The 13,279-nt window shown below is 33.4% G+C and carries 12 protein-coding genes; 2 read left to right on the top strand and 10 right to left on the bottom strand.

The genetic code is table 11. The annotated features are described in order from the left end of the window. Nucleotides 1-20: 20 nt before the first annotated feature. From uvrA to leuD, 10 genes are all read right to left on the bottom strand, one after another. Complete coding sequence (gene uvrA, locus Q385_RS0103960; RefSeq protein ID WP_028950420.1) at nucleotides 21-2,783, bottom strand: excinuclease ABC subunit UvrA; 2,763 nt, start codon at nucleotides 2,781-2,783, stop codon at nucleotides 21-23. After that, nucleotides 2,771-4,369: a DNA repair protein RecN gene (gene recN / locus Q385_RS0103955; protein WP_028950419.1), complete on the bottom strand. Its 1,599-nt coding sequence runs from the start codon at nucleotides 4,367-4,369 to the stop codon at nucleotides 2,771-2,773. Before recN ends, uvrA begins: the two co-directional genes overlap by 13 nt. 68 nt (nucleotides 4,370-4,437) lie before the next feature. Next, nucleotides 4,438-5,019 (bottom strand): CDP-alcohol phosphatidyltransferase family protein, encoded by a 582-nt coding sequence (locus Q385_RS0103950; RefSeq protein WP_028950418.1) that lies wholly within the window; start codon nucleotides 5,017-5,019, stop codon nucleotides 4,438-4,440. Next, entirely contained in the window at nucleotides 5,003-5,629 is a 627-nt protein-coding gene (locus tag Q385_RS0103945; RefSeq protein ID WP_028950417.1) for a phosphoribosylanthranilate isomerase, read from the bottom strand. Before Q385_RS0103945 ends, Q385_RS0103950 begins: the two co-directional genes overlap by 17 nt. After that, nucleotides 5,626-6,588: a transketolase family protein gene (locus tag Q385_RS0103940; protein WP_028950416.1), complete on the bottom strand. Its 963-nt coding sequence runs from the start codon at nucleotides 6,586-6,588 to the stop codon at nucleotides 5,626-5,628. Before Q385_RS0103940 ends, Q385_RS0103945 begins: the two co-directional genes overlap by 4 nt. 4 nt (nucleotides 6,589-6,592) lie before the next feature. Next, entirely contained in the window at nucleotides 6,593-7,462 is an 870-nt protein-coding gene (locus Q385_RS0103935) for a transketolase (RefSeq protein WP_245596360.1), read from the bottom strand. Between the two features lie 3 nt (nucleotides 7,463-7,465). Further along, a complete protein-coding gene (locus Q385_RS0103930; RefSeq protein ID WP_028950414.1) occupies nucleotides 7,466-8,086 on the bottom strand; it encodes a hypothetical protein in 621 nt (206 codons plus the stop codon). 9 nt (nucleotides 8,087-8,095) lie between these two features. Further along, entirely contained in the window at nucleotides 8,096-9,766 is a 1,671-nt protein-coding gene (locus Q385_RS0103925; protein WP_028950413.1) for a tetratricopeptide repeat protein, read from the bottom strand. Next, nucleotides 9,759-10,616 (bottom strand): universal stress protein, encoded by an 858-nt coding sequence (locus Q385_RS0103920; protein WP_028950412.1) that lies wholly within the window; start codon nucleotides 10,614-10,616, stop codon nucleotides 9,759-9,761. The genes Q385_RS0103925 and Q385_RS0103920 overlap by 8 nt, the downstream gene beginning before the upstream one ends. Next, entirely contained in the window at nucleotides 10,606-11,103 is a 498-nt protein-coding gene (leuD, locus tag Q385_RS0103915) for a 3-isopropylmalate dehydratase small subunit (protein ID WP_028950411.1), read from the bottom strand. The genes Q385_RS0103920 and leuD overlap by 11 nt, the downstream gene beginning before the upstream one ends. A 57-nt stretch (nucleotides 11,104-11,160) precedes the next feature. Here leuD and trpS point away from each other — a divergent pair, with 57 nt between their 5' ends. After that, nucleotides 11,161-12,336 carry a tryptophan--tRNA ligase gene (gene trpS, locus Q385_RS0103910; protein ID WP_028950410.1) on the top strand — a complete coding sequence of 392 codons (1,176 nt, stop codon included), beginning with the start codon at nucleotides 11,161-11,163 and terminating at the stop codon, nucleotides 12,334-12,336. Continuing rightward, nucleotides 12,336-13,271, top strand: coding sequence for a thiamine-phosphate kinase (thiL, locus tag Q385_RS0103905; protein WP_028950409.1), 936 nt, complete (start codon nucleotides 12,336-12,338; stop codon nucleotides 13,269-13,271). Before trpS ends, thiL begins: the two co-directional genes overlap by 1 nt. Nucleotides 13,272-13,279 lie beyond the last annotated feature (8 nt).

The following is a 13,279-nucleotide window of genomic DNA, read 5'->3' as shown; positions in this document are numbered from 1 at the left end:
GGAAGAGGACAGAGGAAGGTTTAAATAGACAAATACTTTTTCAAGAATCTTCCTGTGTAAGAGTTTTCGTTGTTTACTACCATTTCAGGTGTTCCTTGAGCTACTATCTGTCCTCCTTTTTCTCCACCTTCTGGACCAAGGTCTATTATCCAGTCTGCACACTTTATAACATCTAAGTTATGCTCTATAACAACTACAGTGTTTCCTTTTTCGACTAATTTATTTAACACCTGAATTAGTTTTGCAACATCATGAGAATGAAGTCCAGTAGTAGGCTCGTCTAAAAGATATAAAGTCCTTCCTGTATCCCTTTTTGATAACTCTCTTGAGAGTTTTATTCTTTGAGCTTCTCCACCACTTAAAGTGGTAGCAGGTTGACCTAACTTTATGTAATCTAATCCTACATCGTGAAGGACTTTCAACTTATTTCTTATGGTAGGTACGTTTTCAAAAAATTCCAGAGCTTCTGCTACTGTCATATCTAAAACATCAGCTATGTTCTTCCCTTTGTACAGTATAGATAATGTTTCTTTGTTATATCTTTTTCCTCCACATACTTCACAAGTTACGTATATATCTGGTAAAAAGTGCATCTCAATTTTTACTACACCTTCTCCCTGACACGCTTCACACCTACCCCCTTTAACGTTAAAGGAAAACCTGCCTGCAGTGTATCCTCTTGCTTTTGCTTCTATCGTTGATGCAAACAGCTCCCTTATATAGTCAAATACCTTCGTGTAGGTAGCTGGGTTTGACCTTGGCGTTCTTCCTATTGGAGATTGGTCAACGTTTATAACTTTATCTATATATTCCCATCCTTCTATTTTATCGTGAAGCCCTACCTCTTCGTTTGTTTCATAGAATCTATTTTTTGCTGCCTGCCACAGAATATCGTATATAAGTGTTGATTTTCCACTTCCTGATACGCCTGTTATTGCAACAAAAACCCCTAAAGGGATTTTAACGTCTATATTTTTAAGGTTGTGATGTTTTGATCCGTATATTGTTAAATATTTATCTTTTATTCTTCTTCTTTCTTTTGGCAGAGGTATTTTAAGTTTTCCACTTAGGTACTTTCCTGTTAATGAGTTAGGATTTTGTTTTATTTCCTCAACAGTTCCTACAGCTGTAATCTGCCCTCCATAAACGCCACTACCAGGACCTATATCCACTATGTAATCTGCTTCTTCTATCGTTTCAGGGTCGTGTTCTACCACTATAACAGTATTTCCAAGGTCTCTAAGCTGTTTTAATGTATTTATAAGTTTTTCTGTATCTCTTGGATGAAGTCCTATCGAAGGCTCATCTAAAACGTATAAAACCCCTGATAACTTAGAGCCTATCTGAGTTGCAAGTCTTATCCTCTGTGCTTCTCCACCGCTTAAAGTAGTAGCAGACCTTTCTAAAGTTAGATAATCAAGCCCAACGTCTATTAAAAACTTTAGCCTTTCTTTAATCTCTTTTATAACTTTTTCTGCTACAATTCTGTCTTTTTCTGACATAGGAGATTTTTCAAACTCTTCAAAAAATCTGTAAGCTTGACTTATATCCATCTGGACAACTTGGTATATGTTCTTTCCTCCTACTAAAACTGTAAGAGCTTCTTTTCTTAACCTTGAACCTTTACACTCTGGACATTTTATTTCTTTAATGTACTTTCCGATTTCTTCTCTGTACTTTTCTACATCTGTTTCTAAAAATTTTTTTTCAAGGTGGGGTATGATACCTTCAAAGTACTCATCTCCATAAAGTATCTCCTGTTTTACGTGGGGAGGAATATCCTTAAATTTTTTATATCTGTTTATTCTGTGAAAATCTAAAATCTCTCCCATCATCGCTTTGATGTATTTAAAAGAAATACTGTCTGAAATTCTAAAAGCCTCTATTGCTGACCTGTTTTCATCTATTAAAGCAGTTTCGTCTATTTTGTGTATAACACCAAGACCTTTACAAACAGGACAAGCTCCGTAAGGGCTGTTAAATGAAAAAAGTCTTGGGGAGATTTCTGGAATAGAAAAGTTATGTACTGGACAGGCAAACTTTTCACTGTAGATTATATCTTCTTGACGGTCTACTATGTTTATTACCACAAGTCCATCAGAAAGTTTTAAAGCTTGTTCTACAGAGTCATTTACTCTTGTTCTTATACCTTCTTTTATAGTTATTCTGTCTACAACTACTTCTATTGTGTGTTTTTTATTCTTTTCAAGTTTTGGTATCTCTTCTGTAAGGTAGATTTCTCCATCTATTCTCACTCTTGGATAGCCAAGTCTTTTTATCCTTTCTAAGACTTCTTTATGCTCTCCTTTCTGTCCTCTTACGATAGGTGCAAGAATTTGGATTTTTGTTCCTTCTGGGAGATTAAGTATACTTTCTGATATTTCCTGAGGAGATTGGGAAGATATCTCTGTTCCACACTCTGGGCAGTGAGCCTTTCCAACTCTGGCAAACAGTAGTCTTAAATAATCATAAATCTCTGTTATCGTTCCGACTGTAGACCTTGGATTTTTAGATGTTGTTTTTTGGTCTATTGCAATGGCAGGAGATAAACCTTCTATACTGTCTACATCAGGTTTTTCCATTATCCCTAAAAACTGCCTTGCGTATGCTGACAGACTTTCTACGTATCTTCTTTGTCCTTCTGCGTAAATTGTGTCAAAAGCAAGGGAAGACTTTCCTGAACCTGAAGGTCCTGTTATTACAATAAGCTTATTTTTTGGTAATTCTAAATCTATGTTTTTAAGGTTGTGTTGTCTTGCTCCGTGAATAACTATCTTGTCCATACTTCTCCTTGTCTTAAAAGTTCTTTTGCAAGGTTTATAGATTCATCATTTACTATTCCACTTAACATTCTTGCAATTTCTTTAATTCTTTCATCTTGGGTTAGCTGTTTTATAACTGCTTTTGTCTTGCCGTTTTCTTCTTGTTTATCCACGTAAAAATGTTTATCTCCTATAACTGCTATCTGTGGAAGGTGGGTTATTAAAATAACTTGAAAATCTTTAGAGAGCTGTTTTAGCCTTTTTGCCATAGATACAGCTGTTATACCGCCTATTCCTGTGTCTATCTCATCAAATATCATAGTATTTACAGATTTTTTAGACACAAGTTTTAAAACTAAAGATAGTCTTGATATTTCTCCTCCTGAAGCTATCTCATCTAAAGGTTTTGGCTCAAATCCTTTATTAGCAGAGAATAAAAACTGGATTTTATCTATTCCGTATCTGTCTAACTCTTTTTCCTGTATAGCTACTTTAAAGTCAGCTGATTTAAAGGCAAGATCTTTTAAATGGCTTAACACTTCCTCTTCAAAATCTTTGACCTTACTTTTTCTTATTTCAGACAACTCCTTGGCTTTTTCAAATACAAGGTTTTGTAGCTTTTTTAACTGATTTTCCAGCTGAGGAGCTTTATCTTCAAGGTGTAAAAGTGTATCTAATTCTTGTTGTAATGTTTTAAGAAGATTAATTAACCCTTTTTCGTCTGTAGCATACTTTCTTTCAAGATTGTTGATTAAGTTTAACCGCTGTTCTATTTGATAGAGTTTTTCTTGGTTAAAGTCTAAATCAAAGTCTTCAAGGTCATAGTAAGTTTCTTCAATTAATGATTTTGCGTTTTCCAAGTTATCTAAAATTTTAGACAGTCTCTCATCAAACTCTGAAACTTTTGAGATACTTTTTACAGCTGTAGAGAGATTTTGAAGAATACCATTATCTTGAGATATCAAGGCTTTGGTAAATTCTATATTTTCTTTTATCGTTTGTATATTTGAGTAATAGTTGTAGTCTTGTTCAAGTTTTTGTTTTTCTCCTTCTTTCAAGTTTGCACTTTGTAGCTCGTTTATCTGAAACTGTAAAAAGTCTATCTTTTGAAGTCTTTCTGACTGTTTTTGGATTAAATCTTCATACTCTTTTTTTAGTTTTTGATACTGAGTGTAAAGATTTTGAAACTCTTGTAATTTATCTTCTAATTTCAAATATTTATCATAAACTTCTCTGTGGTAATCTTTCTCAAACAGCCTTTGACTGTAATGTTGCCCGTGAATTTCTATAAGGTCTTTACTCAACTCTTGTATAAGAGATTTACCTACCTTTCTACCGTTTAGATAATACAGGCTTTTACTGTTTTTTATCTGCCTTGCAAGGACTAATATGCCGTCTTCTGCATAATCGTTGTCAGCTTCAAATGTCAGCTCTACGTAATCTTCTTCTTCATAATTTCCTTTTTCTCCTAAAACAAACGTTATAGCATCTATTATTAGAGACTTTCCTACCCCTGTCTCTCCTGTAAAAACATTCATTTTAGGATGTAGATCTATCTCTATATCCTTAATATAAAGAAACTTTTTTATACTTACAGAAGACAGCATTAATTAACTACTTTAGCCTCCTACTATTATTTTTGAAGAAAATTAAAATATTTCTCATTTTAATTAAATCAACTGGATTTTGGATGTTTATAAAAGCAAATAACTCTTTGCAATGTAGTAATATTTGAAAAAATTGCAATTACTCCTATTCCATAGATTAAAAACCCACTTAGCAGAGAAAGTATTAAAACAAAAGACCTTTCTGGTCTTTCCATTATTCCCACTTTACACTCCACTCCTAAACTTTCTGCCCTTGCCCTTGTATAACTTGTCATGTAAGAGCCAATCAGTGATAAAGATGAGAAGATAAAAAATAAATCATCGTTTCTAAAGCTATACATTAAAGCTAATATAGGGATTATATCCGAATACCTATCTATAACAGAGTCTAAGAAAGCTCCCATTTGGGTTTGCTGGTTATACTTTCTTGCCAAGTATCCGTCAAGTGCATCACACAAGTTTCCAACCAGTATAAAAACTCCAGCTAATAAAAACATACCTTGGATAATAAAGAAGCTTCCAATAAAAATAAATATTAAACCTACTAAAGTCAAAGTGTTTGGAGATACATTTACCCTATGCAAAAAGTCTACTATTGGCGTTGTTTTTTCTTCCCAGATTGGTTTTATACTTTTAATTATTTGGCTCATAACTTTTTACAATCTCTATAAACTGTTTTACTTTATTAATATCTTTTATCCCAGGTTTAATTTCAAGTTTTGATGAAGCATCTACTCCATAAGGCTTTATCTGGCTTAAAACGTCTTTTATGTTATCCAGCCCAAGTCCACCAGATACAATAATTTTATCATAAAGTTTTAAAACTTTTTTTAGAAGCTGCAAGTCTATAATTTCTCCTGTCCCTCCATACATACCTTCTTTGTAAGTGTCTAAAAGTAAACAGTAGTTGTCTTTCATATACTCTTCCATCTGTTTAATTTGGGATTCTTCTTTAAGGCGAAACACTTTTATAACCCTTTCTTTTGGAAAGTTTTTTATAAAACTATACTCCTCATCTCCGTGAAACTGAATAACATCAGCTGTATCAAACAGCTTTTCTACTGTTTTTTCATCTTCGTTTACTACTACAACTACCAACTTTGTATTTCTATTTAACGATTGTTTTATCTCTTTTATTTTGTCTAAATCAACATATCTTGGACTTTTTTGGTAGAAGATGGTACCGATGTAATCGGCACCAAGTTCTGATATCTCCTTAGCTTGCTGTGGTAATGTTATTCCACATATCTTTACTATCATTTTGTCTTTTTAGATAAGGCTAACCTTATTTTGTTTTTTAAACCTTCTACAGATAATCCCATCTCTTCCATTACTTCCCAAGCTGGACCAGATATGCCAAATCTATCTTCTACACCGTGTCTTACCAGTATAGTTGGACACTCTTCAGATAATACTTCTGCTACTGCACTACCAAGACCACCTATTACAGAATGTTCTTCAGAAGTTACCACAGCTCCTGTTTTTCTTGCAGACTGAACTATTAACTCTCTGTCTATAGGCTTTATTGACGCCATGTTTATAACTTCAACGTCTATTCCTTCCTTTTCTAACTCGTAGGCTGTTTGAAGGGCTATTGATACCATCACACCACAGGCTATTACAGAAACATCACTTCCTTCTTTTAACACATAACCTTTTCCTAATTCAAACTCGTAATCTTGAGGCATTATTATTGGAAACTTTTCTCTACCCATTCTTATGTAAAAAGGTTCCTTTATCCAGTGGACTTTCTTTAAAACTTTTTCCATTTCTACGCTGTCTGCTGGAACTATTACGTTCATATTAGGAAGAGTTCTCATTAAGGATATATCTTCGTTCATCTGGTGGGAAGCTCCGTCTTGTCCTACAGATACACCTCCGTGAGATGCAACCAACTTAATGTTAAGTTTGTTGTAGGCTATCTGTTGTCTGATTATCTCCCATGGTCTTCCTGATAAAAATATTGCAAACGAAGAAGCATAAACAGTTCTTCCTGTGTATGCAAAACCTGCTGCAATACCTATTAAATTTTGTTCTGCTATACCAACGTTAAAAAATCTATCTGGAAAAGCCTCGTGAAATTTATGTGTTCTTGTAGATTCTGACAAGTCAGCATCTAAAACGACCATATTAGGGTCAATTTTTCCAAGCTCTACTAAAACTTCTCCATAGGTATCTCTTAAAGCTTTTTTTGGTAAAGAAGATATATCTATTGTCATCAATCTAAACACCTCCAGCTGTTAATTCTAACAAGGCTTTTTCGTACTGGTCTTTGTTAGGTGCAACACCGTGCCACTTGAAGTTGTTTTCCATAAATGAAACTCCTTTTCCTTTTACTGTATGGGCTACTATTACAGTTGGTTTTCCTTTTGTATTGATTGCTTCTTCAAAGGCGTTTATTATCTGCTGATAATCGTGTCCGTCTATCTCAATAGCATGCCAGCCAAAAGCTTTATACTTATCTACTATTGGGTGTATGTTTACTATCTGTCTTACATCTCCGTCTATCTGTAGATTATTGTTGTCTACTATTGCACATAGGTTGTCTAATTTGTGATGTCCTGCAAACATTGCAGCTTCCCAGCTCATTCCCTCTTGAATCTCACCATCTCCAAGCATAACATAAACTCTGTAATCTTTTTTTGCAAGTCTTCCTGATAAGGCTTGACCTATTGCAATAGAAAGCCCCTGTCCTAATGAACCTGTTGAAGCTTCAGCTCCTGGAACGCCGTGTTTATTTCCTTGCCAAGCAGGATGTCCCTGTAATCTACTGTATCCATCAGGTGCGAATCCTTTTGTCTTTCTGTAAGTTTGAAGCTCTTGTTTAGGTATATATCCAGCTTTTGCTAAAACAGAGTATAAAGCAGGAGATGCGTGTCCTTTTGAAAGGATAAATCTGTCTCTATCCTCCCACCAAGGATTTTTTGGGTCGTATCTTAAAAATCCACCAAAATATAAAACAGTTAGTATGTCTATCGCAGATAAAGACCCTCCAGGGTGTCCTGACTGGGCATTGTAAACCATAGTTATAATATCAATTCGAAGCTCTCTGGCGATTTCTTTTAACTTGTTTATATCTCTCAAAACAAACACCTCCTAATTTTTCTCAAAGTTTAAGTTTGATATGGTTATCTTAACTAAACTTTTTCCACCGTTTGTAATATTTATCTCATTGTTTAATCCATACTCTACTGTGTAGTCTTTGTAAATAACCTTCCTTAGATTATTTTCTTCATAAACGAGAGTATACTGAGGTCTTATAACTTTTAACTGGTTTGACTCACACTCTATCTTTTCATTTGGCTGTAAGTTAAATTTTTTAGATATAAGACTTTTAAGTAGGTTTATATCTGTTAAAACTGTAGCTTGGGGCATATACATAGATACTAATGATAGTATTTCACTACTATCACAGGATCTAAATCCTGCAGCTTTAACACATAAAGTCCCATTTTGTCTTTCAATGTTTAAAAGAGATTTTCCGAAAGGAGAGGATAAAACTAACTTTTCATAATCTTTAAACTCTCCTTTTACAAGAACAGGCATTCCTGATACCATAGCAGCAGCTGAAAAACTAAATCTATCTGGTATAGAGTTATCTTTTTGCTGTATCTCTTTGAATTTATTTTCACAGTAAAAAGGTTGAAAGACTGTAGGAGAACAAGAGAAGATAAGAGACACAAACAGAATTAAAACTGGTAATAAAACTTTTTTCATAATTTCCACCTATTTAAGCTTTTTTAATATTCTATCTTTTTGTCCCGGCTCTCCTTCCCCTTTTTCTTCAATTAATTTTAATGCTTTTTTGTAGTATTCTAAAGCTTCTTTACTTTTACCTAACTTTGTTAAAACGTCAGCAAAATGCTCATTTATAACAGGGTCATCATTGACCTTTTTTAAAACATTTTCAAGTATCTCGTAAGCTTTTTTGTAATCTCCTTTTTTGTAGTATCCCCACGCTAAACTATCTAAGTAAGCTGGATTATCTGGAACAAGGCTTATAGCTTTTTTAACTAACTCTATACCTTTATCTACATTTATATCTCTATCTATGTAAGTGTATCCAAGGTAGTTAAGTGCATCGGGATAGTTTGGACGAAGTTCTAATGCTTTTAGCAGTGCCTTCTCTGCTTCCTTCCAGTTTTTTAATTTATCAAGGTAGATAGCTTTTAAAAAGTAAATTGTAGCATCATCAGGTTTTACTTTTTCAGCTTCCTGAACTAACTCTAACGATCTTTGAGTGTTTCCTCTTTTGTCTTCTATATCAGCCATAGCAAGTAAAATACGGTAATCATTTGGATTTTGTGTATAGAGTTTATTGTATATATCAAGTGCTTTGTCGTACTCTTTTAGATTTACGTAAACTTGTGCAAGTCTATCTATTAACTCTTGATTGTCAGGCTGTTGCTGGTAAAGTTCCTCATATACTTCTTTGGCTTTTTGATAGTCATTTAAAGATTCGTAAGCCATTCCAAGCATAAACTTGGCAAAAAGGTTATCAGGATTTTCCTTTACAGTTTTTTGAAGGTCTTGTAGAATCTCTTTTGATTTATCATACTTTATGTAAAGTAGAAACTTTTTTAAAAGTGCATCGTTGTCTTTTGGATTCAAAGTGATTATTTTATCTATCGTTTTTGAAGCATTTTCAAAATCGTCAATATCTACGTATACTTGAAAAAGTCTATTTAGTGCATCTAAATTTTGTGGATTATCCTGTAAAACTGATTTGTAAAGATTTATTGCATCATCATATCTTTTTTGTTGTTTATATATCTCTCCAAGTATCTGCCAGGCAGGTTGGAAGTTTTTGTCTAACTTTAAAGTTTGTTTTAAGTATTCTTCTGCTTTTTGAAGGTTATTTTCAAACAGGTATATTCTTGCAAGTTTAAAGTAAAGATTTGGGTCATCTTTTTTAACAGCAGATAACTTTTCTAAAATCTGTCTTGCTTTGTCTACCTGCTTGTTTTCTAAGTAATAATCAGCTAAAGTTGTTATGATTTTTTCATTGTTTGGAAATTTTTTGTAAGCTTCTTCAAGGGTAGAGATTGCTTTCTCTGGCTGTTTTATAACAGAATAGAAAAATGCTGTAAAAAGGTAAGTTTCAGGGTCGTTTTTAAACTTTTCGTTATACTTTCTAAGTATTTCAAAAGCCTCTTCTTTTTTACCTAAAGAGTAAGCTAAAAAAATTGTTTCTCTGTATACCGCTGGAGTGTCAGGCATTAATTGAAGAGCCTTTTTACAAAACTCGTAAGCTGTTTTAGGGTCTTGATTATCCTTTGCTATCTTACAAACACCATAGTAGAAAAGGGGATTTTCTGAGTGGATCTTTAAAGGCGATGCAACAGTCGACCCACTTAAAAGTGCAAAAGCTGATATATACTTTAATAATTTATTCATGATTACCTCGGTATATTAAAACAGAAATGGGAGAGTCTTTTAAAATTTTATAAGAAGTTGACCCTATAAAGGTTCTTTTTTCTTCTTTTGACTGTCTTTTTCCTACAACTATTAAATCTGCGTTTTCTTTTACTGCTTTTTCTATAATTACTTTATCAGGACTTCCTTCTGTTAGATAAACTTCAATATTTTCATAGAGATTTTTCAACTGCTGAAGTTTTTCAATTTTGTGCTGTCTTACTTTTTCAAGGACAGATTTTAGGTGAGAATAATTTCTGTCATTGTCTGCGTGTATAACAACTATTTTACTACCAAAATGTTTTGATAAGGAAAGTGTAAATTCAAGAGCTTCTTGGGAAGATGGTAAAAAGTCGTAAGCTACAGCAATTTTATTAAAGTTTAAAGAAGACCCTTTTATAACTAATACTGGGTATTTTGACTTTGACGCAACCCTTAAAGACACACTTCCTATAGCCTGTAATTCTATATCTGACTTTCGATGAGATGGCATTATAATTAAATCTGGAGCAATAGTTTCACAAAAGTCCAAAATACTTTCTACTGTATCACCTTCTAATATTTTATACTCTGTATCTACATCTTGAGTTTTAAGATATTCCTTATAACTTTCAAGGGTTTCTATGGCTTTGCTTTTAAGTTTTTCATTTAAAGATAAAATTGCATTTCTTTCTTCCTCTGGAAGATCCTGCAGAAAGGGAATGTTTGGCTTTTCTAAAACTGTTATAATCCATACTTTAGAGTTAAACTCTTTTGAGATTTTAACCGCTACTTCTAAAGCTTTTTTACCTGTATCTGTAAGGTCTACAGGTACAACTAAATTATGAAGCATTCTTTATCCTTTCTTTTGCATACTCCATTAAACCACCTGTTTTTAAAATTGCTTGCAAGTTTTCTGGAAGTGGTTTTATTTTATACTCTTTTCCTTTGGTAATGTTTCTAATAACACCTTGGTTTATATCTATTTCAAGTACATCTCCTTCGTCAGCTTCTTTTGCAGCTTCTGGAGATTCTATTATCAAAAGTCCTAAGTTAATAGCATTTCTGAAAAATATTCTTGCAAAAGATTCTGCAACTACTGCTGATATGCCAGCTCCTTTTATAGCCAGTGGAGCGTGCTCCCTTGATGAACCACAACCAAAGTTTTTACCTGCAACCAAAATATCTCCTTCTTTCACTTTTGACGGAAAAGTAGGGTCTGCATCTTCCATAACGTGTTTTGCAAGCTCTTTAGGGTCTGTTGTAACAAGGTATCTTGCAGGTATTATCTGGTCTGTATCTACGTCATCTCTAAATTTCCAAACTTTTCCTCTTATCAATTTTAAAACCTCCAAATTTATCGTAAAATTATTATAACAAAAATCGGAGGATGCTTTATGAGAATAGTTAGTGGTATGCGTCCAACTGGTAAGCTCCATCTTGGACATTACTTTGGTGTTATAAAAAACTGGATTAACCTTCAAAACAGTGATGAATGTTTTTTCTTTGTTGCAGATTGGCATGCTTTAACAAACAAGTATAAAGACACCTCTGATTTAAAGGAAAATATATACGACCTTGTTATAGACTGGATATCCTGCGGAATAGACCCGTCAAAAGCCACAATCTTTGTCCAGTCAGCTGTAAAACAGCACGCAGAACTAACATTACTTCTTGGAATGATAACACCTAAAAGCTGGCTTGAACTAAACCCATCTTACAAAGATTTAAAATTTAACCTATTTTTTCAGTATGTTAGAGACTTTTTATTTGGAAAAGGTATAAAAATAGAAGAAGATACAGTAAGACAGATAGTTTATGAAAGTTTTTATCATAAAAAAGAAATAGATTTTGAATATCTTAAAGAAAGCTTGATAAAGCTATCTATAGATGAAAGTCTATCAAACGAGATAGTATTTAATTTAAAAGAGGGAGATATAGGCAAAGATATAGATACTTATGGATTTTTTGGTTATCCAGTTTTAATGGCTTCTGATATACTCATCTACAAAGCGCAAGCAGTCCCTGTAGGAGAAGACCAGCTTCCTCACATAGAAATAACCAGAGAAATAGCAAGAAGGTTTAACCACCTTTACAAACCTGTTTTTGTAGAACCAAAAGCATTACTTACAGAAGCTTCAAAACTGCTTGGAACAGATGGAAGAAAGATGTCTAAATCTTACGGAAACACGATAGCCCTTAGTGAAGATGAACAGCAGTTAAACAAAAAAGTTTTATCTATGAAAACAGACACCCAGAGAGTTAAAAAATCTATCCCCGGAAGACCAGAGGTCTGTAATGTATTTAGCTATCACAAGTACTTTACTGATGAGGAAACAGTAAAACAGATAGACCAAAAGTGTAGAAGTGCAGAGATAGGATGTATAGAGTGTAAAAAAATACTTGCAGAAAACATAAACAAATTTTTGTCCCCCATCAGAGAAAAAAGAAAAGAATTGGAAAAAGACAGACAGCTACTTGATAGAATAATAGCTGAAGGAAACGAAAAAGCAAGGGAAATAGCCAGTAAAACAATGGAAGAAGTAAAAGAAGCTATGAGGCTTATGTTTTAATGAAAATCCAAGAGTTAGGCGAGTTTGGGCTTATTGATAAGTTAAATCGGATTTTACCAATAAACGACCAAGATGTTATTGTAGGCTATGGCGATGACTGTGCCTGTGTTAAAGTAGGAAGTGAGTTTTTACTTTTTACTGTTGATATTCAAGTGGAAGGCTCCCACTTTCTTAAAGAGAAGATAAATCCAAAAGATTTAGGTTGGAAGCTTTCTACTTCAAATGTAAGCGATATAGTCTCTTGTGGTGGAAAACCAAGATGGGCTTTAATCTCTCTTGCTCTACCAAAAGATTTAAATTACGAGTTTATAAAAGGCGTTTACGAAGGCATTAAAGAAGCTCAAGACTACTACGGATTTTTTACAATAGGTGGAAATGTATCTTCTTCAAAACAGCTCATGATAGACATGTCAATGGTAGGACAGACAGATAGATTTATAGGAAGAGACAAAGCAAAGGCAGGAGAGTATGTTTATATATCTTCAAACTTAGGTTTATCAAAAGCAGGATTAGAACTTATCTTAATGAATAAAGATAGTTATGAAGAGTTTGAAAAACAGTTAATACAAAAACATTACAAACCAAAAGCAAGGATAGACCTTTTAGAAAAAGTAAAACTATCTTCAAGCTGTATAGACGTAAGCGATAGTTTAGTATCAGATTTAAGACATATATCGGAAAAAAGTAAAGTAAAGATAGTAATAGAAAAGGAAAAATTACCAATTGACGAAAGATTAAAAATGTTTTGCCAAAAGTACAATAAAGACCCTTACGAGTATATTTTTTATAGCGGAGAAGAGTACGAACTTGCCTTAACTTCCGATAAAGATTTAGACTTAATAAAAATAGGATACGTAGAAGAAGGAGAAGGAGTTTACTTAAAAACTCAAGGAAAAGTTCAAAAGTTAGACAACAGAGGTTTTAGACATTTTTAAGCCATGTT

The sequence above is a fragment of the Sulfurihydrogenibium subterraneum DSM 15120 genome (assembly GCF_000619805.1).
Taxonomy (GTDB): domain Bacteria; phylum Aquificota; class Aquificia; order Aquificales; family Hydrogenothermaceae; genus Sulfurihydrogenibium; species Sulfurihydrogenibium subterraneum.
The sequence above is the reverse complement of the archived record's forward strand: the minus strand, read 5'-3'. Positions and strand labels throughout refer to the sequence as shown.

Excerpts from the sequence above, each read along its gene's own strand:
- uvrA (WP_028950420.1), bottom strand. The coding sequence starts at position 2,783 with ATGGACAAGATAGTTATTCACGGAGCAAGACAACACAACCTTAAAAAC.
- recN (WP_028950419.1), bottom strand. The coding sequence starts at position 4,369 with ATGCTGTCTTCTGTAAGTATAAAAAAGTTTCTTTATATTAAGGATATA.
- Q385_RS0103950 (WP_028950418.1), bottom strand. The coding sequence starts at position 5,019 with ATGAGCCAAATAATTAAAAGTATAAAACCAATCTGGGAAGAAAAAACA.
- Q385_RS0103945 (WP_028950417.1), bottom strand. The coding sequence starts at position 5,629 with ATGATAGTAAAGATATGTGGAATAACATTACCACAGCAAGCTAAGGAG.
- Q385_RS0103940 (WP_028950416.1), bottom strand. The coding sequence starts at position 6,588 with ATGACAATAGATATATCTTCTTTACCAAAAAAAGCTTTAAGAGATACC.
- Q385_RS0103930 (WP_028950414.1), bottom strand. The coding sequence starts at position 8,086 with ATGAAAAAAGTTTTATTACCAGTTTTAATTCTGTTTGTGTCTCTTATC.
- Q385_RS0103925 (WP_028950413.1), bottom strand. The coding sequence starts at position 9,766 with ATGAATAAATTATTAAAGTATATATCAGCTTTTGCACTTTTAAGTGGG.
- Q385_RS0103920 (WP_028950412.1), bottom strand. The coding sequence starts at position 10,616 with ATGCTTCATAATTTAGTTGTACCTGTAGACCTTACAGATACAGGTAAA.
- trpS (WP_028950410.1), top strand. The coding sequence starts at position 11,161 with ATGAGAATAGTTAGTGGTATGCGTCCAACTGGTAAGCTCCATCTTGGA.
- thiL (WP_028950409.1), top strand. The coding sequence starts at position 12,336 with ATGAAAATCCAAGAGTTAGGCGAGTTTGGGCTTATTGATAAGTTAAAT.